Source organism: Streptomyces aureoversilis (genome assembly GCF_042657885.1).
Classification (GTDB): domain Bacteria; phylum Actinomycetota; class Actinomycetes; order Streptomycetales; family Streptomycetaceae; genus Streptomyces; species Streptomyces aureoversilis.
The window spans coordinates 147,801-170,028 of record NZ_JBHSKJ010000007.1 but is presented as its reverse complement, the minus strand read 5'-3'; the positions used below and the strand labels follow the sequence as shown (position 1 = coordinate 170,028).

At 72.9% G+C, this 22,228-nt stretch carries 21 protein-coding genes; 15 read left to right on the top strand and 6 right to left on the bottom strand.

The features are described from left to right. From ACFPP6_RS14550 to ACFPP6_RS14535, 4 genes are all read right to left on the bottom strand, one after another. The gene (locus ACFPP6_RS14550; protein WP_382041384.1) at window positions 1–1,581 is read right to left on the bottom strand and encodes an amino acid adenylation domain-containing protein; all 1,581 of its coding nucleotides are present in this window, start codon (window positions 1,579–1,581) and stop codon (window positions 1–3) included. Further along, complete coding sequence (locus ACFPP6_RS14545) at window positions 1,578–3,596, bottom strand: beta-ketoacyl [acyl carrier protein] synthase domain-containing protein (RefSeq protein WP_382041382.1); 2,019 nt, start codon at window positions 3,594–3,596, stop codon at window positions 1,578–1,580. Before ACFPP6_RS14545 ends, ACFPP6_RS14550 begins: the two co-directional genes overlap by 4 nt. Before the next feature lie 17 nt (window positions 3,597–3,613). Beyond that, window positions 3,614–3,922 carry an acyl carrier protein gene (locus ACFPP6_RS14540; protein WP_382041379.1) on the bottom strand — a complete coding sequence of 103 codons (309 nt, stop codon included), beginning with the start codon at window positions 3,920–3,922 and terminating at the stop codon, window positions 3,614–3,616. A gap of 279 nt (window positions 3,923–4,201) precedes the next feature. Further along, a complete protein-coding gene (locus ACFPP6_RS14535) occupies window positions 4,202–5,533 on the bottom strand; it encodes an MFS transporter (protein WP_382041376.1) in 1,332 nt (443 codons plus the stop codon). Window positions 5,534–5,601: 68 nt separating this feature from the next. Between ACFPP6_RS14535 and ACFPP6_RS14530 the strand changes: the two genes are divergently transcribed. Continuing rightward, complete coding sequence (locus ACFPP6_RS14530; protein WP_382041373.1) at window positions 5,602–6,108, top strand: MarR family winged helix-turn-helix transcriptional regulator; 507 nt, start codon at window positions 5,602–5,604, stop codon at window positions 6,106–6,108. Window positions 6,109–6,155: 47 nt separating this feature from the next. On the opposite strand, the gene ACFPP6_RS14525 is transcribed toward ACFPP6_RS14530, so the two are convergent. After that, window positions 6,156–7,157: a ParB/RepB/Spo0J family partition protein gene (locus ACFPP6_RS14525; protein ID WP_382041371.1), complete on the bottom strand. Its 1,002-nt coding sequence runs from the start codon at window positions 7,155–7,157 to the stop codon at window positions 6,156–6,158. A 275-nt stretch (window positions 7,158–7,432) separates the two neighbouring features. Here ACFPP6_RS14525 and ACFPP6_RS14520 point away from each other — a divergent pair, with 275 nt between their 5' ends. From ACFPP6_RS14520 to ACFPP6_RS14475, 10 genes are all read left to right on the top strand, one after another. Beyond that, on the top strand, window positions 7,433–8,407 hold the full coding sequence (locus tag ACFPP6_RS14520) for a helix-turn-helix domain-containing protein (protein WP_382041369.1): 975 nt from the start codon (window positions 7,433–7,435) through the stop codon (window positions 8,405–8,407). 156 nt (window positions 8,408–8,563) lie between these two features. Continuing rightward, on the top strand, window positions 8,564–10,579 hold the full coding sequence (locus tag ACFPP6_RS14515; RefSeq protein ID WP_382041366.1) for a glycosyltransferase family 2 protein: 2,016 nt from the start codon (window positions 8,564–8,566) through the stop codon (window positions 10,577–10,579). 252 nt (window positions 10,580–10,831) lie between these two features. Beyond that, a complete protein-coding gene (gene hisC, locus ACFPP6_RS14510) occupies window positions 10,832–11,935 on the top strand; it encodes a histidinol-phosphate transaminase (RefSeq protein ID WP_382041364.1) in 1,104 nt (367 codons plus the stop codon). Window positions 11,936–12,142: 207 nt separating this feature from the next. Beyond that, the gene (locus ACFPP6_RS14505; protein WP_382041361.1) at window positions 12,143–13,438 is read left to right on the top strand and encodes an ATP-grasp domain-containing protein; all 1,296 of its coding nucleotides are present in this window, start codon (window positions 12,143–12,145) and stop codon (window positions 13,436–13,438) included. 111 nt (window positions 13,439–13,549) lie between these two features. Next, entirely contained in the window at window positions 13,550–14,161 is a 612-nt protein-coding gene (locus tag ACFPP6_RS14500) for a type 2 periplasmic-binding domain-containing protein (RefSeq protein ID WP_382041359.1), read from the top strand. 4 nt (window positions 14,162–14,165) lie between these two features. Continuing rightward, window positions 14,166–14,579 (top strand): DUF2000 family protein, encoded by a 414-nt coding sequence (locus tag ACFPP6_RS14495; RefSeq protein ID WP_382041356.1) that lies wholly within the window; start codon window positions 14,166–14,168, stop codon window positions 14,577–14,579. A 159-nt stretch (window positions 14,580–14,738) separates the two neighbouring features. Further along, window positions 14,739–15,152, top strand: a complete 414-nt coding sequence (locus ACFPP6_RS14490) for a cell division protein SepF (RefSeq protein WP_382041354.1) — start codon at window positions 14,739–14,741, stop codon at window positions 15,150–15,152. A gap of 24 nt (window positions 15,153–15,176) precedes the next feature. Continuing rightward, window positions 15,177–16,433 carry an AAA family ATPase gene (locus ACFPP6_RS14485; protein ID WP_382041352.1) on the top strand — a complete coding sequence of 419 codons (1,257 nt, stop codon included), beginning with the start codon at window positions 15,177–15,179 and terminating at the stop codon, window positions 16,431–16,433. Between the two features lie 37 nt (window positions 16,434–16,470). Further along, a complete protein-coding gene (locus ACFPP6_RS14480) occupies window positions 16,471–16,806 on the top strand; it encodes a nucleotide pyrophosphohydrolase (RefSeq protein WP_382041782.1) in 336 nt (111 codons plus the stop codon). Between the two features lie 154 nt (window positions 16,807–16,960). Next, window positions 16,961–17,419 (top strand): DUF6099 family protein, encoded by a 459-nt coding sequence (locus ACFPP6_RS14475; RefSeq protein WP_382041350.1) that lies wholly within the window; start codon window positions 16,961–16,963, stop codon window positions 17,417–17,419. A gap of 11 nt (window positions 17,420–17,430) precedes the next feature. Here ACFPP6_RS14475 and ACFPP6_RS14470 read toward each other — a convergent pair whose 3' ends face one another. Beyond that, window positions 17,431–17,625: a hypothetical protein gene (locus tag ACFPP6_RS14470; RefSeq protein WP_058042285.1), complete on the bottom strand. Its 195-nt coding sequence runs from the start codon at window positions 17,623–17,625 to the stop codon at window positions 17,431–17,433. Window positions 17,626–17,873: 248 nt separating this feature from the next. On the opposite strand from ACFPP6_RS14470, the gene ACFPP6_RS14465 reads away from it, so the two are divergent. The 4 genes from ACFPP6_RS14465 (at window position 17,874) to ACFPP6_RS14450 (ending at window position 22,227) form a co-directional block, all read left to right on the top strand. After that, window positions 17,874–18,797, top strand: coding sequence for an LLM class F420-dependent oxidoreductase (locus ACFPP6_RS14465; protein ID WP_382041347.1), 924 nt, complete (start codon window positions 17,874–17,876; stop codon window positions 18,795–18,797). A 37-nt stretch (window positions 18,798–18,834) separates the two neighbouring features. Beyond that, on the top strand, window positions 18,835–19,752 hold the full coding sequence (gene mmuM / locus ACFPP6_RS14460; protein ID WP_382041344.1) for a homocysteine S-methyltransferase: 918 nt from the start codon (window positions 18,835–18,837) through the stop codon (window positions 19,750–19,752). Between the two features lie 116 nt (window positions 19,753–19,868). Continuing rightward, window positions 19,869–21,389, top strand: a complete 1,521-nt coding sequence (locus ACFPP6_RS14455) for a hypothetical protein (protein ID WP_382041341.1) — start codon at window positions 19,869–19,871, stop codon at window positions 21,387–21,389. Between the two features lie 4 nt (window positions 21,390–21,393). Continuing rightward, complete coding sequence (locus ACFPP6_RS14450) at window positions 21,394–22,227, top strand: NUDIX hydrolase (protein WP_382041338.1); 834 nt, start codon at window positions 21,394–21,396, stop codon at window positions 22,225–22,227. The last annotated feature ends 1 nt before the right edge of the window (window position 22,228 follow it).

The following is a 22,228-nucleotide window of genomic DNA, read 5'->3' as shown; positions in this document are numbered from 1 at the left end:
TCACCCTTCGTCCCGGGTAGCGCGCTCGGCGAGCATCCGGACCAGTGCCGGACGGTCGGCCTTGCCGCTGGTGTTCAGCGGCAGCGCGTCGAGGTGCTCGTACTGCTGCGGCACCATGTGCACGGGCAGCTTCTTGCGCAGCCAGGTGCTCAGCGCGCCGCGGCCGAACTCCTCGGGGCCGGTGTGGAAGGCGACGAGGCCCGCGCCCGGGCCCTGCGGCGACACGACGACGACGGCCTGGTCGATGCCGGGGTGGCGGCGCAGCACGGTCTCGATCTCGCCGAGCTCCACGCGGTAGCCGCGGATCTTGACCTGGTTGTCGAGCCGGCCCAGGTGCACCCACGCGCCGTTCTCCAGGCGGACCCGGTCCCCGGTGCGGTAGTAGTGCGCGTCGGTCAGCTCGCCCGAGCCGTCGAACACGGTCGCCACCGGGCCGCCGGGGGTCTCCTCGACGGACACGAACCGGCCCGCGTCGTCCTCCGGGGCGTAGTAGCCGGCGAACCGCTGGGAGCCGCGCACCACGAGCTCGCCGTCCTCGGCGGGGCGGCCGTCCTCGTCCAGGACCAGCCACTCCAGGAAGGGGTACACCGGGCCGATGGGCACCGTGTCGTTGGAGGTCGACGGCCACTGCTCCGGGTCCGCGGGCAGTTCGTAGCCGGCGCAGGCCACGGTGAGCTCGGTGGGGCCGTACACGTTGCCGATCACAGCGCCGGGCGCGATCCGCCGCCATGCCGCGGCCTGTTCGAGGGTGAGCTGCTCACCGATGAAGAGGCTGTAGCGCAGCGTGTCCGACACGCCGGTGAACAGCTTGCCGAGGCTGCGGCTGACCGTCACCACCGAGGGCACGGAGAACCAGTGGGTGATCCGGCGGCCGATGAGGTAGTCGACCGGCGTGAGCAGCTCCGTGCGCTGCGGCACCACGAGCGTCGCGCCCGCCGCCCAGGTCACGAAGAGGTCGAAGACCGAGGGGTCGAAGGTGAGGTCGAACGTGTGCGAGACGCGGTCGCCCGGCCGCACGTCGTAGCGCTCCACGGAGTGGGCGACATACGCGGAGGCGTTCCGGTGCCGGATCGGCACGCCCTTGGGGCGGCCCGTCGAGCCCGAGGTGAACAGCAGGTAGGCCACGTCGTCCGGGTCGCCGCGGTAGGCGGGCAGGCCGCCGCCGGCTTTGGCCTCGGCCACATCCGCGGCGGTGAGCGTGATCACCTGGTGCCCCGACCAGCCCCCGGGGTCGGTGACCTGCGCCGCGCCGGACTCGTCGACGAGCACCACGTCGACCCGGGCGAGGTCGCAGGTGGCCTGGTTGCGGGTGACGGGGAAGCGCGGGTTGAGGGGGGTCACGACCGCGCCCAGGCGCAGCGCGGCGAGGTATCCGGCGTAGGCGACGTGGCTGCGCATGGCGAGCAGCGCGACCCGCTCGGGAGCCTTGCCGTGCTCGCGCACCAGGAGCTCGGCCAGGGCCTCGGCCTGGGCGTGGAGCTCGCGGTAGGTGTACGAGGCGTCCTGCACCTCGACGGCGGTGCGGTCCGGGTACCGGTCCACCGCCTCCTGGAACCAGGCGTAGAGCGTACGGGCGGTCATGCGGGTTCTCCTTGTGCTGGGTGGGGGCCGGACCCGCCGTCCGGCGGCAGGGGAGCGGCCGCCTGGCGGCCCGCCTGCGCAGGGAAGTGGTCGAGGGCCCAGTAGCGCTCGCGCGGGAAGGGGTAGGTGGGCAGGGGCACGCGCCGGCCGCGGCGGCCCGCGAGGGCGGCCCAGTCGACGTCGACGCCGTGCAGCCAGGCCTCGTGCGCCAGCTCCTCGACGGATTCCGCGAGGTCCGCGGGGCAGGCGGCCAGCCGTGCGACCGGGCCGGTGCGGCCGCCCGGGTCGAGGCCGTCGCCCACCAGGACGGTGAAGGCCCGCTCGGGCACGTCCGCGACGGTGTCGTAGCGGGCGCTGCGGCGCGGGAAGACGGTGGCGAGCAGGTCGAGGAGCGTGTCCGCCCCGGGCGCGTCACCGGCCGCCACGACGACCGCGAACAGGCCTGCGGGACCGGCCCGCCGCGAGCGCACGGCCGGGTCGGTGGCGTCGCGCAGGGCGGCGGCGAGGCGGGCGGGGCGGCCTGCGGGAACGGCCACCACGCGCCGCTCGGGGAAGGCCCGGCGGCCCGTGCGCAAGGTGTGGGCGAGGTCTTGCGCGGGTACGGCGCCGGACTCCGCGACGTCGGCCAGCCGCCGTGCCACGGAGTCCAGCTCGGCGCCGTTGCGGGCCGAGAGGACGAGGCGCACGACGGGCCGCTCCGGCGCCGGGGGGCGCACCGGTGCGGGCGGCGCGGCGACCACGGCGACCGCGTTGTTGCCGCCGAAGCCGATGTTGTTGACCAGAGCGAACCGCTCCTCCCCGGCGAGGGGCCGCGGCTCGGTCGTCACGTGGAACGGGCTCTGCGCGAACGCCTGGGGCTCGCGGGGCTCCTTGAACAGCGGGTGCGGCACGAGCCGGCCGGTGCGCACCACATGGACGGCGCCGAGCAGCCCCGCGAGGCCCGAGGCGGGCCCGGTGTGCCCGATGTTGGCCTTGACCGAGCCGAGCGCGATCCGGCCGGCCGGCACTCCGGGGCCCAGGCCCGCGGTGAGCCCGCGGATCTCCAGGCGGTCCCCGATGGGCGTGCCGACGCCGTGCCCTTCGACGTAGCCCACCTGGTGGCCGCTCACCCCGGCGACGTCCAGGGCCTGGCGCACCACGGAGGCGATCCCCGCCGCGCTGGGTGCGGTGAAGCCGGCGCGATCCGAGCCGTGGTTGCCCACGGCGGTGCCGCGCAGGACCGCGAGGACCGGGTCGCCGTCCGCCAGGGCGTCCGGCAGCCGGCGCAGCGCCACCGCACCGACGCCCGAACTGTAGAACGTGCCCGACGAACTCGCGTCGTACGAGCGGCAGTAGCCGTCCGCGGACAGGCTGCCGTCGGGGCGGCGCCGGTAGCCCGTCTCCGGTTCGAGGACCGTGGCGCCCCCGGCCAGCGCGAGGTCGCACTCGCCCGCGAGCAGGCTCAGGACCGCGTAGTGCACGGAGTACAGGGCCGAGGCGCAGGCCGCCTGGACGCCGGCGGTGGGGCCGCGCAGGCCCAGCTTGTAGGCCACGCGCGCGGCCATGAAGTCCCCGAGGCCCCCGAGGTGGAGCGGCAGGTCGCCGAGCGCCGCCGGCCAGCCGTCCCGCTGCGCCGTGGCGGCCAGCAGCCGTGCCGAGTACGGCCCGGCGTGGCTGCCCGCGAAGACGCCGGTGGCCGTGCCGGAACGGGCTCCGTGACCGGCGGACTCCAGGGCCTCCCAGCACACTTCGAGGAAGAGCCGCTGCTGCGGGTCGACGGCCTCGGCCTCGGCCCGGGAGTAGCCGAAGAACTCCCCGGCGAAGTCGGCGGCCCCGGACAGCCGGGCGGCCTTCCGGACGAACCCGGGATCGGCCCAGGTCTCCGGCTCCACCCCGGCGGCCAGCAGGTCCGCGTCGGAGAGCTCCCGTACGGAGACGGTGCCGTCCTCGAGGTTGCGCCAGAACTCCTGCGGATTCGACGCGTCGGGGAATCGGCACCCGGCGCCGACGACGGCGATGTCGGTGTCGCGGCTCACGCCTTCGCTACCCCGCCTCAGCGGCCGCGGGCCAGGAGCCGGCCGCGCCCCTCGGCCGCGTCGCCGGCGGCGTCCTCCCCGGCCTGCGGGGCGGCGAGGCCCGCGAGGAACTCGGCCTGGGCCTCCACGGTGGCGTGGTCGAACAGCTCGGCAGCCTCGATCTCGCGGCCGGTCAGGCGGTTGATCCGCTCCAGGAGAACGATGAAGAGCAGGGAATCACCGCCGGCCTCGAAGAAGTTCTCGTCGACCGGGACGTCCTCCTGGTCGAGCACCTCGGCCCAGATCAGCCGGATCTCTTCGAGGAGGTCGTGTGCGGCGGTGCTCATGGGATTCCTTTCGGGGCGTGCCGGTCCGCGCCCGGGCACCGGTGGCCGGTGTTCAGGGCGGCTCGGAAGGCCGTGGACTCCGCCCGTGCGGAGCCGGAGGATGCAGGGGTGATGGCGGCCCGGCGGGCTCGCGCGGTGCCGGCTCGCGCACAGCGCTCGCTCGTGCAGTGCGCGGGACCGCGCGGCTGAGTGCCGGAGCCGACCGTGCATGCATACTCCGAGGTACGCATTTTCCCGTCAAGGAATCCCCGCCGAACGGGAGTTAGGGCGCCTCGCGGCTCAGACGGGCGCCTTGGTGCCCTCCCCGCTCTCCCGGGCGCCTTCGCCGCCGTCCCCGCCCGCCCCGCCGGAGCCCGCCGCAGCGCCGGCTTCCTGCGCCGCGGGCCCGGAGCGGGCCGGGGCCTCGCGGTCCAGGCGCAGGTTCCGCACCCCGGGGACCGCGGCCGTGCCCACGCAGACCACCGCGACCAGGACCGCGGCGGCCGCGAAGGGCACCCGCTCGCCCCACAGGGACAGCGCGACCGGAGCGAGGACCACGCCGAGCGGCTGCGCGGCCAGCGACACCAGCCAGTCGTAGGAGCTGACCCGGGCGAGCACGCCCTGCGGGATGACCGTCTGGACGGTGGTGTCCCAGGTGGGGTTGAGGAAGCCGAGCGCGGCGAGGGCGACGCCGTAGCCGGCCACCAGCAACGGCACCGGGGCACCGGCGGCGAACAGGGCGAGCGGCAGCGCGTAGCTGGCGAGGGCGATGTTGCCGACGAGCACGGGCCGCTTCGGGCGGGCCCAGCCCGACAGGAGCGAGCCGGCGAGGAGACCGATGCCGCCCGCCTGGGTCACCGCGACCCAGGCGCCTTCGCCGCCGAGGCGCTTCACGGCGATGAGCGGGCCGAGCGTGAGCAGGATGTTGGCGACGAAGTTCCACACGGCGTGCGCGATCAGGCTGGTCCAGTACCAGTCCCTGGCCCGCACCTCGGCGAACCCCTCGGTGAGGTCGGCCCGGATCGAGGTGCGCGCCCGGGGGGCGGGGGCGGCCTCGGTCAGGCGGACCGTCAGCATCAGGGCGGCGCTGATGCCGAAGGCGGTCGCGTCGACCACGAAGACCCAGCCGTAGCCGACCGCGAAGATCAGGGTTCCGGCCAGGGCGGGACCGGCCAGCAGGGAGACGCTCTTGGCCACGCTCATCAGGGAATTGGCCTTGATCCGCTGCTCCCCGGCGGCGGGCACGATCTTGGTGACCAGGGGTGAGAGGTTGGACAGGCCGACCGCCGACGCCGCTCCCGCCACGGCCTGGGCGATCGCGATGTGCGTGACGCTGGGGTCGTCGCCGAGCAGTTCCACGGCCACCACGGCCTGGGTGACCATCCGCGTGAGGTCCGCGACGAGGGCGACCAGGCGGGTGTTGAACCGGTCGGCGACCGCACCGGCCACCGGCAGCAGCACGAGCCGGGTGCCGAGGGCGCAGCCCAGGACGACGGCCAGCAGCGTGGCCGAGCCGGTGACCTGGACGATGGCCAGGCTCAGCGCGGTCGGCACCAGGGCGTCGCTGAGCGTGGACATGGTCCGGCTGATGAAGAGCAGCCGGAAGTTGCGTAGCCGCAGGGGATGGGTCATCCGGCGAGATTAATTCGACGTCGCAATATTTGACAACGCACTTTATGGCGGCGAAGTAAAATGTGTCCATGGCTGAGCGCGACTCCGTGGACGAACACGTCACCCGCTGGCAGGAGATCCTGCCGACCCTCGATCCGGTGGTGGAAGGCGCGGTGACCCGGATGTCGGTGCTCGTCAGGCACCTGGGCCGGGCCAAGGAGGCCGCCCTCGCCGAGCACGGCCTGCAGAGCTTCGAGTACCTGACGCTGCACGCCCTCGCCGGCCGCGGCGGCCGGGCCACGCCGTCGGAGCTCGCGGCCGCGATCAAGCTCTCCCCGTCCGCGATGACCAGCCGTCTCGACGGCCTGGAGCGGCGCGGCTTCGTCCGTCGCGAGGCGTCCGTGGCGGACCGGCGCAAGGTGACGGTCGAGCTCACCGGCCCGGGGCGGACCGCCTGGCAGTCCGCCCTGGAGACCGAGGGGCGCGAGGAGCACCGCATCCTGCAGGCCCTCGACCCGGCCGAGCGGGAGCTCTTGGTGGACCTGCTCCGCCGGGTCCTCATCGAGGCCGAACGCGAACCGCGCTTCGGCGGCTGAGCCGGCCCGGTGCCCGGTGCCCCGGTCCCTGCCGCCCGCGGCCCCTGCTACCCGGCGCGCCAGGCGCCCGCCGACTCCTGCGTACGGCCGAGCTCCCGGGCGAACCGCTCCCACTCCTGCGCGTAGGACCGGGCCAGGTCGGCGACGGTGACCGCGCAGTGCGGCGGCACGGCGGCGAGCAGCTGCTCGCCGGCTTCGATGTCCAGGGCCTGCGTGCTCAGCCAGCGCAGCAGCGCGCGCCCCGACTCGGTGAGCTTGAGCGAAGGGTCGTTGACCAGCCTCCGCAGCACCGTCGCCCGGCTGCGGCGCACGTCGTGCGGCCCGGCCGCGGGTCCGGCCGGGGTGGCGGCCCGGCGGGCCGCGGCCGACTCGGGCTCGCCGCACTGCATGCGCCGGTGCACGTCATGGGCGGTGCTGACGGAGATCCCCGCGTGGGCCGCCACCTCGCGCAGCGGGACCCCGGGGTGCGCGGCCAGCAGGGCCCGGGCGGCCTCCCGGCGCCGGGCCGGGTCGAGCGGCCGGGCCCGGCCGTCCTGGCCCACCCGGGCGTTCGGCTGAGGAATTTCCTCGCACGAACGCCTGCGGGCCGCGCCCACGGTCTTCGGCGACAGGTCCGTGATCCGGGCGATCGCCCGGTCCGACCAGGCGGGATGCGTACGCAGGATCCGCTCGGCCGCCGCCTTGCGGTCCTTCAGGGTCAGTGGCAGGCCGTGGTCGATGTTCGCCGCGACGGCCCGGACGAACACCTCGTCGGCCGGCCCGTCCACGTAGCGGACCGCGATCTCGCGCTCGCCGCGCAGCACCGCCGCCCTCAACCGGTGCATCCCGTCGACGACTTGGCGCGTGCCGCGGTGCACCAGGATCGGGGTGAACTCCCGGGGGGACTGGGCGAGAGCCTCGACGTGCTCCTGGTCGATGCCGCCGAGCCGCGGCGAGTCCCCGCTGCGCAGGGAGTCCACCGGGACCCTGCTCACCGGGTACGGCAGGGACCGCAGTCCTGGCCCCGGCATCACCGACAGATTCTCCGCCCCTGCGTGCGTCTTCGACAACGCAGGCCCCCCTTCGCTCACGTGCGGCAGCGCCCCACGCCTCCCCTGTCGGCCCTCACCCAAAGATCAATTGCCAGGTTTGTCAAGCGTTGGCCGGGGTGGTTGCCGGCGTACGGATCGAGTAGGTTCCCTCACGGCTCGGCCGGCGTCGGCGCCCGTGCGCATCGGCCGCGGAACAGTGACGCGAAGGAGGGCGACTGCCCGGCAGTGGCACCATGACGGCCATGCGACAGCGAGCTAGGTATCTCCCGGAACAGCCGGGATTCGGCGCCCGGTTGAGGGAGATCAGACAGGCGCGCGGCATGATGCAGGCGGAGCTCGCCGGCCCGGGCATGTCGCCCGCGTACCTCTCGCGCCTCGAATCGGGCAACCGTCCGCCGACGGAGCGGGCCCTCACCTACCTCTGCGACAAGCTCGGCGTCCCCGCCGAGGTCTTCCGGCAGGAGTACCCCGACGAAGCGGCGCAGCGGCTCGCCGTGGTGCTCTCGGGCAGCGTCGCCGAGGACGCGGACGTCGTGCCGCTGCTGCTCGAAAGCCTGGAGCGGCCCGCCGAGATGGACCCGGCCGTGCGCTGGCAGGCGCTGTGGGTCCTCGCCGAGGCCTACCGCACGCAGGGCGACGGGGAGCAGGAGGAGCAGACCCTGCGGGCCCTGATCGCACTCGGCGCCGAGATCGGCAACCCCCGCCTGGAGGTCCGCGCCCGCGTCCAGCTCGCGCGGTACCTGCAGGCGTGCGGCCGGAACGGGGAGGCGCTGGATGCCGCCGGCAGGGCCCACGCCGTCACCGCCGAGCGGGCGATGCCCCAGTTGGACACGGCCCGTGCACTCCTGGTGCTCGTTCCCCTGGAGGCCGACGCCGGACGGCTCGCCGAAGCCGCCGCGCACACGGACGAGTTCCTCGCCCTCGTGGCGGAACTGCCGGCCCGCCTGAGGGTCGAGGCCCTGTGGACGGCGAGCACGGTGCGCGTCCGCCAGGAGCGGCACGCCGAGGCCGTCCTGCTCCTCGAACAGGCGATGTCCGAACTCACCTGTGCCGGCGGCGACCTGAAGCTCTGGCTCCGGTTGCGCCTGGCCGTGTCCTGGCTGTACTTGCGGACGGCTCCGCGGAACCTGCGCGGGGCCGAGCGCCGGCTGCGCGAGGCAGGACCCGCCGTCGAGCTCCTGGGCTCCACGAAGTACCAGCGGGAGTTCCTCGCCCTCTGCTCGTACCTCGCCTTCCACCGAGGCGGCGGAGCCCGCCCCGGTTCCTGATGGCCGGGGCCGTCACTCATCGGCGTCCTTGCGCCTCGTGTCCGTGCCGGGCCCCTTCGGCGATCCCCCGCCTTCGGCACGCTTCAACGAACACCGTTTCGATGTCTCCTATACCCTGAAACGACACCTTGTACTGCAGGAACGGAGCACTCCGCCATGTCCCGGCCCCGGCCCGACGTCACGGTCATCATCGCCGCGTACAACGCCATGCCGTACGTGACCGGCAGCGTCGGTTCCGTTCTGGAGCAGTCGCTCGGCGCCGACCGGATCGAGTTGATCGTCGTCGATGACGGGTCCACGGACGGTACGGCTGCCGAGCTGGACCGGCTCGCGGAGCAGGCGGGGCCGGGGATGCGGGTCGTTCATCAGCCGAACTCCGGGGGGCCCGCGGGGCCGCGGAACCTTGGGCTCGAGCAGGCCACCGGGCGCTACGTGTACTTCCTCGACGCGGACGACCGGATCGGGCCGGAGGCCCTGGAGCGCATGGTCGCGGCGGCGGACGAGAACGGGTCCGACGTCGTGCTCGGGCGGATCGTGGGAGAGGGCGGGCGCCGGGCGCCTCAGTCGATGTTCCGGCGGAACCAGCCCAGAACCGATGTTTTCACCTCCCGGGTCTACTGGACGCTCAACCCCATGAAGCTGTTCCGCCGCGAGCTGATAGACCGGCTCGGGCTGCGCTTCGACACCGGGCTGTCGATCGGTGAGGACCAGCCGTTCGTCGCCACCGCCTACCTCCAGGCCGCCGCGATATCCGTCGTCGCCGACTACGACTGCCTCTACTGGGTCGCGCGCGAGGACGGCAACAACATCACCGCGCAGGAGCACGGCGCGCGGATGCGAATAGACCTCTTCCGGATGATGGCGGGCCTCGTCGCCGAGCACGTGCCGGCCGGCCCCGAACGCGACACGCTGATGCACCGGCACTTCGCCGTCGAACTGCGCGACGCCGTCCTCCAGCTGAGCCGCGAGCCGCAGCGGGACGTCCAGGACAAGCTGCTGCACGAGCTGTCCGACCTGGTCGCGCTGCACTGGAGCGAGGGCCTGGCCGCGCGCCTGCCCGCCGTGGTCCGCCTGCGCTGCCACCTCATCCGCCACAGGCTCCTCGACGAGCTCCTCACCCTCGTCCGCTGGGAGCTCGACCGGGGCGCCGCCAGCTACGGCATCACCACCCTCGCCGCCACCGCCACCGCACTCCCGGACCTCCTGGTCGAGGGCGGCCGCGCCTACGCGCTCCACCCCTACTTCCGCGACTCCACGCTCAACATCCCCGACGACTGCTACGACATCACGGACGAGCTGCGCGCCCGCCACCGCGTCGACTCCGCGGAGATCAACGCCGCCGGGCTGCGCCTCACGGGGCACGCGTACATCCACCGCATAGCCACGCGCGACGTCACCACCGAGCTCGTCCTCCGCAAGCGCGGCACGGACACGGAGCACCGCCTCCCCGTTCATCACACCGCCACCCCGGGCCTGGGGGCCGAGGAGGACGGTGGCCTGCACGACTACGACGTCGCCGGGTACGACGCGACGATCGACCTCGCGTCGCTGACGGCCGGCATGTGGGACATCTCGCTCGCCGTGGGCGCCCAGGGCATCGTCAAGAACGCCCGCCTCGGCAGCAGCCGCGCGGAGTCCGTGACGACCGCGACGACGACACTCGTCACGGACGCGGGCACGGCGGTCGCCCTCTTCACCACCAAGCCCTACGGCAACCTCACGCTGGACGTCGGCGAGACCCGCCACCGCGTGCTGCCGCGCCTGCGCGTCACCGGCGCGGCGTGGGCGGCCGGCGCCGGCCCCGCCACCCTCGCGGTGAGCGGGCGCTGCACGCTGGAGAGCTGGCCCGGAGGCGCGCTGACGGTCCGCGCCAAGGGTCCGAAGGGCGCCGAGCAGACGGTTCCGGTCGAACCCTCGGCCTCCGACGGCACGTTCACGGTGCAGGTGCCCTGTACGACCGCCGGAGAGTGGGAGCTGACGCTCCGCCTCGCCGTGGCCGGCAAGGAGTGGTCCGTCCCCGTGCCGCCGCAGGCGTCGCTGAAGCCGGCGCGCTGGCAGCGGCTCGGTATGCCCTGGTACGCGAAGCCGCTGCCGGGGCGGGACGCGCTGACCCTGCGCGTCGGGCGGGTGGAGCTCCTGAAGGCCGTACGGGGGCGGCTGAAGCGGCGCTAGGAGGTCGCCGCGGGCCCGCGGACCGGAGGCTTCCGGCGGCGCGGTTTTCACCCGCAAACCCCAGCCTATTCGCTGACCTGCGGATCTTTACGTTTCTTTGCGACACCCGGGGGTCGCCCGGGCCTCGGTCACCCTCCGTGTTCACGTAATCTTGATCTTGGTCGTGCGGTCCTTCGGCCACGGCCCCGTCCTGTGCCTCGTGCCGGGCGAGGGGCGGCCGGGACCGCGTCGTGTCCAAGGAGGGGGAAGCACGTGGGGGAGTCAGGGCCCAAGCTGCGGGCGGCGCTGGAGGGGGTGCCGGCGAGCAGGCCGCGGAGCTCTGGGGGAGTTCCTGCGGGAGTTGCCGCGGCGCAGCCGGTGTACAAGCTGTCCGCGAACGAGAATCCGTATCCGCCGCTGCCCGGCGTGATCGAGCGCGCCGTGGCCGGCGCGCAGGGGATCAACCGCTATCCGGACCTGTGGTGCGGGGAGCTGACGCGCGAGCTCGCCGCGCGCTTCGACGTGCCGGAGGCGCACATCGCGACCGGCACCGGCTCGGTCGGCGTCACCCAGCAGCTGCTCCAGATCACCGCGCAGCCCGGCGACGAAGTCCTCTACGCCTGGCGGTCCTTCGAGGCGTACCCCGTCCTCACCCACATCGTGGGCGCACGCCCCGTGGAGGTGCCGCTGGCCGCGGGCGAGGTGCACGACCTCGACGCCATGGCCGCGGCCATCACCGGGCGCACCCGCCTCGTCTTCGTCTGCAACCCCAACAACCCGACCGGCACCATAGTGCGCCGGGCGGAACTGGAGCGCTTCCTCGACCGGGTGCCCTCCGACGTCCTCGTCGTCCTGGACGAGGCGTACATCGAGTTCGTCGCGGACGAGGACTTCCCGGACGGCATCGAGGTCTACCGCGAACGTCCCAACGTCTGCGTCCTGCGCACCTTCTCCAAGGCGTACGGCCTGGCCGGCATGCGCGTGGGCTTCGCCGTCGCGCACGAACCCGTGGCCGCCGCCCTGCGGAAGACGGCCATCCCCTTCGGCGTGACGCAGTTCGCGCAGGATGCGGCCGTCGCGTCGCTGCGGGCCGAGGCCGGGATGAGGGAGCGCGTGGCGCTCCTCACCGCCGAACGGCAGCGGGTCGGCGCGGCGTTGACGGAACAGGGCTGGACTCCGGAGCCGTCGCACGCCAACTTCGTCTGGCTGCGCACGGGGGAGCACACGGACGGCTTCGCCGCCCTGTGCGAGCAGGAGGGGATCCTGGTGCGGGCCTTCAGCGGCGAGGGCGCGCGCGTCAGCCTGGGGGAGCCCGCCGCGAACGACCGGTTCCTTTACGTCGCCGAGCGTTTCCGTAAGGAGTCACAGGGCCTGTAGCAGGCCCGCATTTCCGGGGAATCCTTTTCCCTTCTCCTTGTTCCGGCCTGCTGCCCGCATTATTTGCCGCAGGCCGGAACGCGCCTGCCCGAAAACAAAAGAAGCACCTTCCTTGTGACGTCCGACACCGTTGACTGATTCCGGAAAGTCGATCAAGGATTGGTGAATACAGGTGCGAATGCACGGAGATCGGTACGGGAGGATTCCTTGGGCACCCACCAGGATGTGCGCCGGCAGCGGAACGTGATTCTGGTCGACAGTTACGAGACTGCCGAGCACGGAGTTCCGCAGACGGCCCGTCACATCGCCCCGGCTTTCATCCGTGCCGGATATTCGTGCGTGCGCGTCCAGAGTTCCGCGAATCCGCCCGCCGTCTACGCGTCCTCGCGCCCCGCGCTGGAGAACTACGTCGCCAACCTCGTGCACGACGGCGACCTCGCCCGGACGGTCGCGGAACTGCGCGCGTACGACCCGGTGGCCGTGGTGCCCGGCGGCGAGTACGGCGTGGCGTTCGCCGACGTGCTGAGCGAGGCCCTCGGCCTGCCCACCAACGGGACCGCCCTCAGCCGGGCCCGCCGGGACAAGGCCGAGATGGCGGAGACCGTACGCCGGGCGGGCCTGCGCACGGCGGAGCAGCTGCGGGCGGAGAGCGAGCAGGAGCTCGTGGACTGGCACCGCAAGCTCGGCGGCCGGATCGTCGTCAAGCCGCTCTCCAGCGCGGGCGGCGACGGGGTCGCGTTCTGCGACACCCCCGAGCAGTCGGCGGCGGCGTTCCGCCGCATCGTCGGCGCGGACGACATCTTCTCGCGGCCCAACACCGCCGTGCTGGCCCAGGAGTACCTGGTCGGCACCGAGTACATCGTCAACACGGCGAGCCTGGACGGCGCCCATCACGCCGCCGAGATCTGGCGCAGCTCACGCTTCAGCGTCAACGGCATCCGCGACCTGTCGGGCGCCTGCTACATCGTGCCGCGCCGCGGCGAGGTGCAGGACCAGCTGGTCGAGTACGCCTTCGGGGTGCTCGACGCGCTGGGCATCCGGCACGGTCCGGCCCACGTGGAACTCAAGATGACTCCGGACGGCCCGTGCCTCATCGAGGCCGGCGCGCGGCTGTCCGGCGGCGACCTGCCGCACTACGCGCGGCTGGCGGCGGGCGAGTCCCAGCTCGACTGGGCCGTCGACGCCTACGTACGGCCCAAGCGCTTCCTGGCGCGCCGGGGGGAGCCGTACGAGATCGACCGGTACTTCGCCTGGGTGGCGCTGATCTCACCGGCCGCCGGCCGGCTCAAGAAGTACCGGAACGTCGAGGAAATCCGTTCACTGGAGAGCTTCCGCGAAATGTGGGAGCTGGTCCGGCCGGGGGAGGAGATTGTGCCGACCGTGGACGACACCACATACCCCGTCATCATCAATCTGATGCACGAGGCGGAAGAAGTAGTGCAGCGCGACATGGGAACGATCCGATATCTGGACGGGGCGGGATTCTATGAACTCGAGGGATGACCACCGGTTCCGTCCGCCGGTTCACCCGAAGGTCCACCTGACGGTTCACCCGAACGACGTCCCCGAGGAGTACACGCCGTGACCACGCAGACTTTGGACCTGAATGCAGCCGTGAATGCAGGCGCAGACGTCGACGAAATAGTGGCGGCGGCTTCTTTCAGCGCCTACATCGACACGGCCACCCGCTACGCCTCGGTGGCCACGCTCGCCGACGACCCGGCGGGGCTCACCTGCAGCGTCACCGTGGGCACGCGCTGGGCGGCGACGGGCAAGGCGAGCCGGCTGCTCGGCTACCCCTCCTTCGAGGAGGCCGCCGCGTCGGTGAAGGACGGCCGGAACGACGCGCTGCTCGTGGCCGGCGCCTACCCGGAGATCCGCACGTTCTTCTTCGACCCCGAACTGCGGGCCGTGGAGGCGTTCGTCGGCCCGCTGCCGGACATGGTCTTCGCCGCCCCGCCGCAGGACGCGGACCTGGAGCGGTTCGACGTCGTCCACTACCACCCGGCGACCAGGAAGCTCTTCGAGTCGCGCGTGAGCGGCCGGACCGGGGAGTCCTTCCACGCCACCTCGAACAGCGCCGCCTGCAAGGCCGCCCTGGCCCAAGGCGGCCGTGCCGCCGCCATCACCAACGCCACGTGTGCGGAGCACTACGGGCTGAAGGTCATCGAGGTGCTCTCCGCGGGCACCCCCATGAGCTTCGTCGTCTTCGAGCGGAGAAAATAACCGGATGTCAGAACTCCTCCGTACGGTGATCGCCGTCGACAAGTCCCTGGAAGCGGGCGCCGTCGCCAACGCGACCGCCATCGTGATGGGCCAGCTGGCCCGTATCGACGCCAGGATCTACGCGGACGACGTGCGGGACGGCGACGGGGTGCACCACGCCGGCATCCGCTTCAACACCGTCGTCCTCTCGGGCCGCACCGGTCACCTCCTCCAACTGGCCGAGGCCGCGCGGGCGGAGGGGCTCGCCCCGGTGGTGTTCACCACCCGCGGCCAGGCGCTCAGCAACAGCTTCGACGACTACCGGGCCATGGTCGAAGGAGCCTCCTCCGGGGAGCTCGGCATCTGCGCGGTGGGCGTCGTCGGCGAGGACGCCGGCATCCGGGCGCTGACGAAGCGCTTCAGCGTCTACAAGGGCTGACCGGCTGACCGGGCCGACCCGCCTGCCCCATGAGGGTGCGCCGGACGGGCCGTGACGGCCCGTCCGGCGCTCAGGCGTGTCATTGGTCCCGACGGGTGACGATTGTCCCTAGGATTGTGGGATGCATATAGCGAGCACGTTCCCCGGAGGGGTGAGCCGGTGAACAGGTCCGAGGCCACCGACGAGCAGTGGGAGGGTCTGGCCGAGGTCGTCCCGCTCCGAGGTCACCACGCATGGCCGTCTTGGCCCAACCACAGGGCTCTGCCCGAGGACGAGCAGCAGCCCGATCCGAACCAGCGGCGCATGGTCGTGCTGCGGGTCCAGGTCTTCGCGGACGCCCGCGAGGTCGCCGAGCACCTGATGGCCCGGGTGCCGGTCCTGCTGGACCTCACCAGCGCCGACACGGATGTCGCCAAGCGCATCCTCGACTTCTCCAGCGGCGTCGTCTTCGGCCTGGGCAGCGGCATGCACCGGGTCGACACGAACGTCTTCCTGCTGGCCCCGGAAGGGACGGAGGTGGCGTCGGGATACCCCGATCGTAGGAAAAGTGATCAGCCGAAACGGTTTGGCTGAATATCTGTCACATACGGTCCGGGCATGGACACACGCTGTGCCCGACCGGACGCTCTTCCCGCCGTCGCTTCCGTCGCTGCCGTTGCTTCCGCTCCTTCTGTTGCTTCCGTCTCTCCCACTCCTGCCCCCGTTCCTCCCGGCGGGCAGCGCCCCGCGGTGACCGAGTTACGGCTCTCCGCCTTCAAGTCCCACCGCAACGCCGTCTTCGCGCTCGGCCCGCTCACCCTCTTCCGGGGCCCGAGCGGCAGCGGCAAATCCAGTGCCCTCCAGGCCTACGAGGCCCTCGCGCGGCTCGCCGGAGGCGACACCCTGGAGGAAGCCCTCGCCGTCGTCGACGGCGGCCCCGCGGCCTGCGTCCCGCAACAGGCCCGCCCCGACGCGCAGGGCCGGCGCGGCTTCCGCATCGGCTGCACCGTCGGAGGGCCCCTGGGCCCCGTCCGCCTCGACGTCGCCGTCCAGGCCGAACCCGAGCTGCGCATCGTGGGCGAACGGATGACGGCCGCCGGCCGCACCCTGCTCTCCACGGCCCTGCGCGACCCCGGCCGCCGCGCCGTGGAAGCCGCCTGGCACACGGCCGGCGCCGTTCCCGTCACCCGCGCACCCCTGCCGGACGACCGGCTCGGGACCGCCCTGCTGCCCCTGCGCGTCGCGGGCAAGACCGCCGGGCAGCGCCTGGTCCTCGACGCCGCAGAGCAGGCCGTCGTGGCGCTGCGCTCCGTCTTCGCCTGCGACCCCCGCCCCGAGTTCATGCGGATGCCCGTCGCGGCGGGCGACGGTCTGCTGCGCGGCTCCTGCGACAACGCCGCCGCGGTCCTCGGCCGTACGCGCCACGAGTGCGCGACCCGCCACGCGGCGCTCGTGGCGGCGGTGGGCGCGGGATGCCGGGTGCCCGTGGACGAACTGGCGGTACGGGAGCTGGGCGACGGCCTCGTACGGGCCCTGCTGGAGCGGCGGTCCGGGCCGGCGACGCCCCTGGAGCGGCTGGGGGACGGCGAGTTGCGCTACCTGGCCCTCTGCCTCGTGCTGATGACCGGCCCGGGGGTGCTGGACATGGACCCGGCCGCCGAGGTGCTGCAGGCGCGGCAGACCCTCACCGTCCTGGCGGACGGCTTCGACCGCTGCCTGGACGCGCGGCAGGCGCGCGAGCTGCTCGCCCTGGCGGTGCGGATGGGGGAGCGGGGGCACGTCCGGCTGGTGGCGGCGGTGCAAGGGGGCACGGATCCCGCAGCGGATCCGGCCCTGGCGGGGATCTCGGTGGTAGATCTTGGGGGTGAATCCTGAACACCGAGAAGAGGGACGCGGCGGCGGAGAGGGCGAGCTGCGGGTGCTGCAGCGCCGCCTGGCCGACTTCGCGGCGGCGCGCCGCTGGCTTCCCTACCACACGCCCAAGAACCTCGTCGCGGCCCTGAGCGTCGAGGCGGCCGAACTCGTCGAGATCTTCCAGTGGTTGACGCCGGAGGAATCGGCGCAGGTGATGGACAGTCCGGGGACCGCCGCACGGGTCGAGGACGAGGTCGCGGACGTCCTGGCGTATCTCCTGCAGTTCTGCCAGACGCTGGGCATCGACCCGGCGGCGGCTCTCTCCGCGAAGATCGAGCGCAACGAGAAGCGGTTCCCGCTGCCGGATACACCAGATCGTCACTCTCCGGAGTGATTGAGTTATCCACACCCCATCTGGTATCCACAGATTTCTGAATTCCCCTGGCGTTTCCGGCGGTTAGTCATCACTCTGGGTAGTGAGCAGGTGTGGGCACGGCGCAGTCGGAAGCGCAGTCGAGGGCGCAGTCGGGAAGATGGGGATTCAGGCCATGGATGCAGTGCGGCTCATCGGAGCCACCCGGACGGCCCTGGCGCAGGCCAGGGCCGTCCACGACATCGTCACGGAGGCGTGGCAGACGCAGGCGCTGGCGGGAGCGGTCGGGGGGCACCTCGCGGTGCACGGGCCCTTCGAGGCCCGCGCCGCCGCGGGAAGTCTGAGCGAGGCCGGCGCCCGTGCGTCCGGCGCGCTGCGTCACACGCTGCGCGCCGGAGCGATACGGGCCGGGCAGCTCACCGAAGTGCGCGACCCCTGGGGCGCGTTGGCGGGGCTCTGCGGGCTCCTCGGCGAAGTGGGCATCGCCCTGGTGGGCGTCGCCTGCTCCTCCGGCGAGGACGCCATGTACTGGCAGTGCATAGAGGCGATCGACGCCGCCGACGAGACGAGCGACAGAGTCCGCTGGTTACAGAGACGGCTCGCGTCGCGCGAGCGGGAGGGTGGTGCCGCGTGAGGCGCGGGCGGTCAGCGGGCATCCCCTCCGTCGACGGACGCCGGGCGTCCGTCGCGCGGCTGCAGATCGGCGTCGAGCTGCGACAGATCGGCGTTGAGCGCGGCCATCAGCTCCTCCATCTGCTGCAGCAGGCCCTTGGGCGCGCCGGGCTGCCGGGCGGCGGGCTGGGCGGGCACCGTTTCGTCGGGCACGGCTTCCTGGGTCATCGCGGCCTCCTCGGCCCCGGCCCTCCCGGTGCGGGAGAGCGGTGTTGCGGTCGTCGCCTCCGGCAGAGCACACCGGTGCGCGGGCCGGGCGGTCCGGCTCCGCCCGAGCCAACGACCACCGGCCGCGGCGGACACTGGCCGGGGCTCACCCGTCCGGCGGGGGCGGCGGAATTTCACCCGACCGGGGTGGGTGGACCGGGGCAGGGCACGGTCGGTTGACGCGCGTGCGGCAGTGCAGGATGGGAGGCATGGATCTGCGAATCTTCACCGAGCCCCAGCAAGGGGCGAGCTATGACACCCTGCTGACGGTCGCCAAGGCCACCGAGGACCTCGGCTTCGATGCCTTCTTCCGTTCCGACCACTACCTGGCCATGGGCTCCGCGGACGGCCTGCCCGGGCCGACGGATGCCTGGATCACCCTGGCGGGGCTCGCCCGTGAGACGCGCCGCATCCGGCTCGGCACCCTGATGACCGCGGGCACGTTCCGGCTGCCCGGCGTGCTGGCCATCCAGGTGGCGCAGGTGGACCAGATGTCGGGCGGGCGGGTGGAGCTCGGCCTGGGCGCTGGCTGGTTCGAGGAGGAGCACAAGGCGTACGGCATCCCCTTCCCCAAGGAGAAGTTCGGGCGCCTGGAGGAGCAGCTCGCGATCGTGACGGGCCTGTGGGGGACGGAGGCCGGGCGGACCTTCGACTTCGACGGCGCCTACTACCAGCTCACCGACTGCCCCGCGCTGCCCAAGCCCGCGCAGCGGAAGGTGCCCGTGCTGATCGGCGGCCACGGTGCGAAGCGCACGCCGCGGCTCGCCGCGAAGTACGCCGACGAGTTCAACATCCCCTTCGCCTCGGTCGAGGACAGCGAGCGGCAGTTCGGCAGGGTGCGGGCGGCCGCGGAGGAAGCCGGCCGCAAGGGCGACGAGCTCGTCTACTCCAACGTGCTCGTCGCCTGCATCGGCAAGGACGACGCGGAGGTCGCGCGCCGTGCGGCGGTCATCGGGCGCGATGTGGCCGAGCTCAAGGAGAACGGCCTGGCCGGTTCGCCCGCCGAGGTCGTCGACAAGATCGGCCGCTATGCGGCCGTCGGCTCCTCCCGGGTCTACTTCCAGATCCTGGACCTGGACGACCTCGACCACCTGGAGCTGATCTCCTCGGAGGTCCAGTCCCAGCTGGGCTGACGCCGGCCCGGCGCCGCCGCACGACCGAGGAGCACCTGTGACGCCCGTCCCCACCACCCCTCTCGCCGACGCGCTGGAGCGCGGCCCGCTCGTCCTCGACGGAGGGCTGTCCAACCAGCTGGCGGCGCAGGGCTGCGACCTGTCCGACGCCCTGTGGTCGGCCCGGCTGCTGGCCGACGACCCGGGGCAGATCGAGCAGGCCCACGCCGCCTATGTGCGGGCGGGCGCCCAGGTCCTCATCACCTCCAGCTACCAGGCCACCTTCGAGGGCTTCGCGCGCCGCGGCCTGGGCCGTGCCGGGGCCGCGGCGCTGCTGCGGCGCAGCGTGGAGCTGGCGCGCGGCGCCGCGGAGCGCGAAGCCCCGGGGAAGGAGATCCGGGTCGCCGCGTCCGTCGGCCCCTACGGCGCCTTCCTCGCCGACGGCAGCGAGTACCGCGGGCGTTACGGCCTGAGCGTCGCCGAGCTGGAGCGCTTCCACCGGCCGCGGATCGAGGCCCTGGTGGAAGCCGGGCCCGACGTCCTCGCGCTGGAGACCGTGCCCGACGTGGACGAGGCGGAGGCGCTGCTGCGGGCCGTGGCGGGCTGCGGGGTGCCCGTGTGGCTGTCCTACAGCGCGGAGGGCGAATACACCCGTGCCGGTCAGCCGCTGCGCGAGGCGTTCGCGACGGCCGCCGGGAACGACCAGGTGGTCGCCGTCGGGGTCAACTGCTGCACGCCCGCCGATGCCGGCCGCGCCGTGCGGCTCGCGGCGGAGGCCGCGCGGAAGCCCGTCGTGGTCTACCCCAACAGCGGCGAGCAGTGGGATGCCGCGGCCCGGTCCTGGACGGGCCGGCCGGCCTTCGCGCCCGGTCGCGTCACCGAGTGGTACGAGGCGGGCGCCCGCCTCATCGGCGGCTGCTGCCGCGTGGGCCCGGCCGAGATCGCCTCCCTGGCCCGCGCCCTGCCCCGGCCGTAACCGCGTTCCCTAGCAGGCCGGTTGACGCAAGCCCGGGCGGGGGCCACGGGTTCACCGCTAGCGTGGTGGCGGACGTGAGAGATGCGTCGTAGGGGATCCAGGACCGGGGGTGGGGAATGTCCCAGGAATCCACTGAGACGACCGTCAGAGCGAGGCCGCCGGATCTGGCGCCGGGCGCGGTGATCGCCCAGTCCCTGGACAACCAGTGGGTGACCGCGGAACTGACCAGGGAGATGGTCGCAGGAGGGAGATCGCTCGGGGAGGTCGGGGGCACGCGGGCGAAGGAGGTGCGGGCCGAGTACTTCCGCAGTCTGATCAACACCCGCCAGGTGGTCGCCAACCGCGTCTTCTTCTACAACAACGCCGCCGTCAGCCGCGATCTCGTCGAGGGCGGCGCGGCCCGCCGCGCGCACCAGAAGCTGCTGGCGCAGGCGGCCCTCGTGCCGTACCTGCTGAACGAGCGCGATCCCGCCGAGCGCCCGACCACCGGGCTGGACTTCGACGAGCGGGCCTTCACCGCCTGGCAGGAGACGCTCGAGGGGATGCCGGCCGGCGAGCGCGTCAAGTGCGTCCGGTTCTCCTGGGAGGACCAGGAGAACCGGGACGCCACCAGGAGCGCCCTCTTCAACGCCTTCGCCGCGCGGGTGCAGGGGCTCACCGCGAAGGACATCCCCCTGCTCGCCGCGCAGGTGGGCGTCCCGCAGCGGCGGCACGAGGCGTTCGCCGCCCGGATCGGCGAAGTGGTCCGCCTCAGCAACGAGCGCAGCATCCGCGGCGACCTCGTCACGCGCAACGTGCTCTACGAGGAGTTCGTGACCGTGCCGGGCACGCCCGTCTCCGAGGGCAGGTACGACAGGAACAAGCCCTTCGCGGCCGAGATCAAGCAACTCCTCGACCTCATCTACAACGTCAACCTCGCCGACGCCCTCGGCATGTACCCGCTGACCCCGGCCGGCAGCCTGCGAAGAGTGGCCCTGCAGGAATGGCGCGACGTCCGTACGACACCCGCCGGAACGGTCACCGACCCCGAGCAGCTCCTGCTCTTCCTGCAGCGGCAGGCGTTCTCCACGGTCCAGGACCGGCTCGCCCTCACCCCCGCCGCGGTCGACGCCCTCGCCCTGGAGGACATCTGGAGCCTGCGGCAGAGCGACCCGTGGAACGCCTACATACGCGCCTTCGACGAGCTGACCGCCGACCCGGCGTCCTTCCACGAGCGCGTCGGCCCCGTCTTTGACCGCTACGTCAGGCTCAACTCCGAGATCGTCCGCCTCGCCGGGGCCCGCGGCGACAGCCGGGCCCGTGCCAACAAGTGGCTGCCCGTCATCGAGGTCGTCGTCACCGTCGGCGGCGCCGCCTTCACCGCCGTCACCGGGGACGAGACCTGGAGCGTGGCCGGCAGCCTCGGCGGGGCCTCGGCCAGGTACGGCGGCTCCGTGCAACTGGTGCTGCGCAACAGACTGGAGGGCCGGCGCGAGCAGAAGTTCGCACGGGAGATGGCCGCGGTGCGGTTCGACGGCGCGCGGGAGTGGGAAAGGTTCCACGACATGGTGCGCAAGCTGCCCGGGTACCGGGAGGAGGGCGGCTCCCCGACCGCCACCGGCTCCGCCACCGTGCAGGACGAGCTCCCGGAGTACTGAGCCAGTGCGAGAAGAGATCCCGGCCACCACCCCCTACGACCGGCTGCGCGCCGCCCGTCCCGAGCTGTTCGGCAACAGCCCGGGCGGGATCGACATCCTCTTCGACCCCGCAGACGTCGAGGAAGCCCGGCGCACGGCGGACACCGGGGCGCAGAACACCGGGGCGGAGAGCTCCGGGACGGCGGACGCCGGGACGGAGAGCACCGCGGCGGAGGGCGCCACGGCCCCGGTCGGCGTCGTCTACGCCGACCGCTTCGTCACCCTCGTGCGGGACGCCGTCCGCTTTCCCGGCGGCGCCCCCGGGCTCTACGTCCGCATGCTCTCCACGGTCGCGAGCCCCGGCGCCGTCGTCCTCCCCCTCACCCCCGCGGGAGAGGTCGTCCTCGTCGAGCACTACCGCCACGCCACCCGCTCCTGGCACTGGGAGGTGCCCCGCGGCATGGGCGCCCCGGGCGCCACCGGAGCGGAAAACGCCGTGCGGGAACTGGCGGAGGAAATCGGAGCGGACGCAACCGAATTGATTTCCCTCGGCCACATGCATCCCGACAGCGGACTGATCGCCGATCGCGTCGAGCTGTTCGCCGCCCGAATCGACGGCTTCGGTTCTCCGGAGACCTCGGAAGGCATCCGGCGAATCGTCCCCCGGCCCTGGCCGGAGGTCGCGGAAATGGTCGCCACAGGGGAGATCGCCTGCGGTTTCACCATCGCGGTCATCACCCGCGCCCTGTTGAACGGCCTGCTGGGCAAGGGTCTCCCGGCGGATGGTCTGCCGGAGACCGGTCTCCCGGGGAGCGGCCTTCCGGTGAATACGGCCGAGGGCACCGGCGAAAAGCATTAGC

What these genes read in the sequence shown, in the direction of transcription:
- ACFPP6_RS14530 (WP_382041373.1), top strand. Translation starts at nt 5,602, where the DNA reads ATGGCTGAGCGCGACTCCGTGGACGAACACGTCACCCGCTGGCAGGAG.
- ACFPP6_RS14485 (WP_382041352.1), top strand. Translation starts at nt 15,177, where the DNA reads ATGGACACACGCTGTGCCCGACCGGACGCTCTTCCCGCCGTCGCTTCC.
- ACFPP6_RS14550 (WP_382041384.1), bottom strand. Translation starts at nt 1,581, where the DNA reads ATGACCGCCCGTACGCTCTACGCCTGGTTCCAGGAGGCGGTGGACCGG.
- ACFPP6_RS14475 (WP_382041350.1), top strand. Translation starts at nt 16,961, where the DNA reads ATGGATGCAGTGCGGCTCATCGGAGCCACCCGGACGGCCCTGGCGCAG.
- ACFPP6_RS14465 (WP_382041347.1), top strand. Translation starts at nt 17,874, where the DNA reads ATGGATCTGCGAATCTTCACCGAGCCCCAGCAAGGGGCGAGCTATGAC.
- ACFPP6_RS14515 (WP_382041366.1), top strand. Translation starts at nt 8,564, where the DNA reads ATGTCCCGGCCCCGGCCCGACGTCACGGTCATCATCGCCGCGTACAAC.
- ACFPP6_RS14495 (WP_382041356.1), top strand. Translation starts at nt 14,166, where the DNA reads ATGTCAGAACTCCTCCGTACGGTGATCGCCGTCGACAAGTCCCTGGAA.
- ACFPP6_RS14535 (WP_382041376.1), bottom strand. Translation starts at nt 5,533, where the DNA reads ATGACCCATCCCCTGCGGCTACGCAACTTCCGGCTGCTCTTCATCAGC.
- ACFPP6_RS14455 (WP_382041341.1), top strand. Translation starts at nt 19,869, where the DNA reads ATGTCCCAGGAATCCACTGAGACGACCGTCAGAGCGAGGCCGCCGGAT.
- ACFPP6_RS14540 (WP_382041379.1), bottom strand. Translation starts at nt 3,922, where the DNA reads ATGAGCACCGCCGCACACGACCTCCTCGAAGAGATCCGGCTGATCTGG.
- ACFPP6_RS14470 (WP_058042285.1), bottom strand. Translation starts at nt 17,625, where the DNA reads ATGACCCAGGAAGCCGTGCCCGACGAAACGGTGCCCGCCCAGCCCGCC.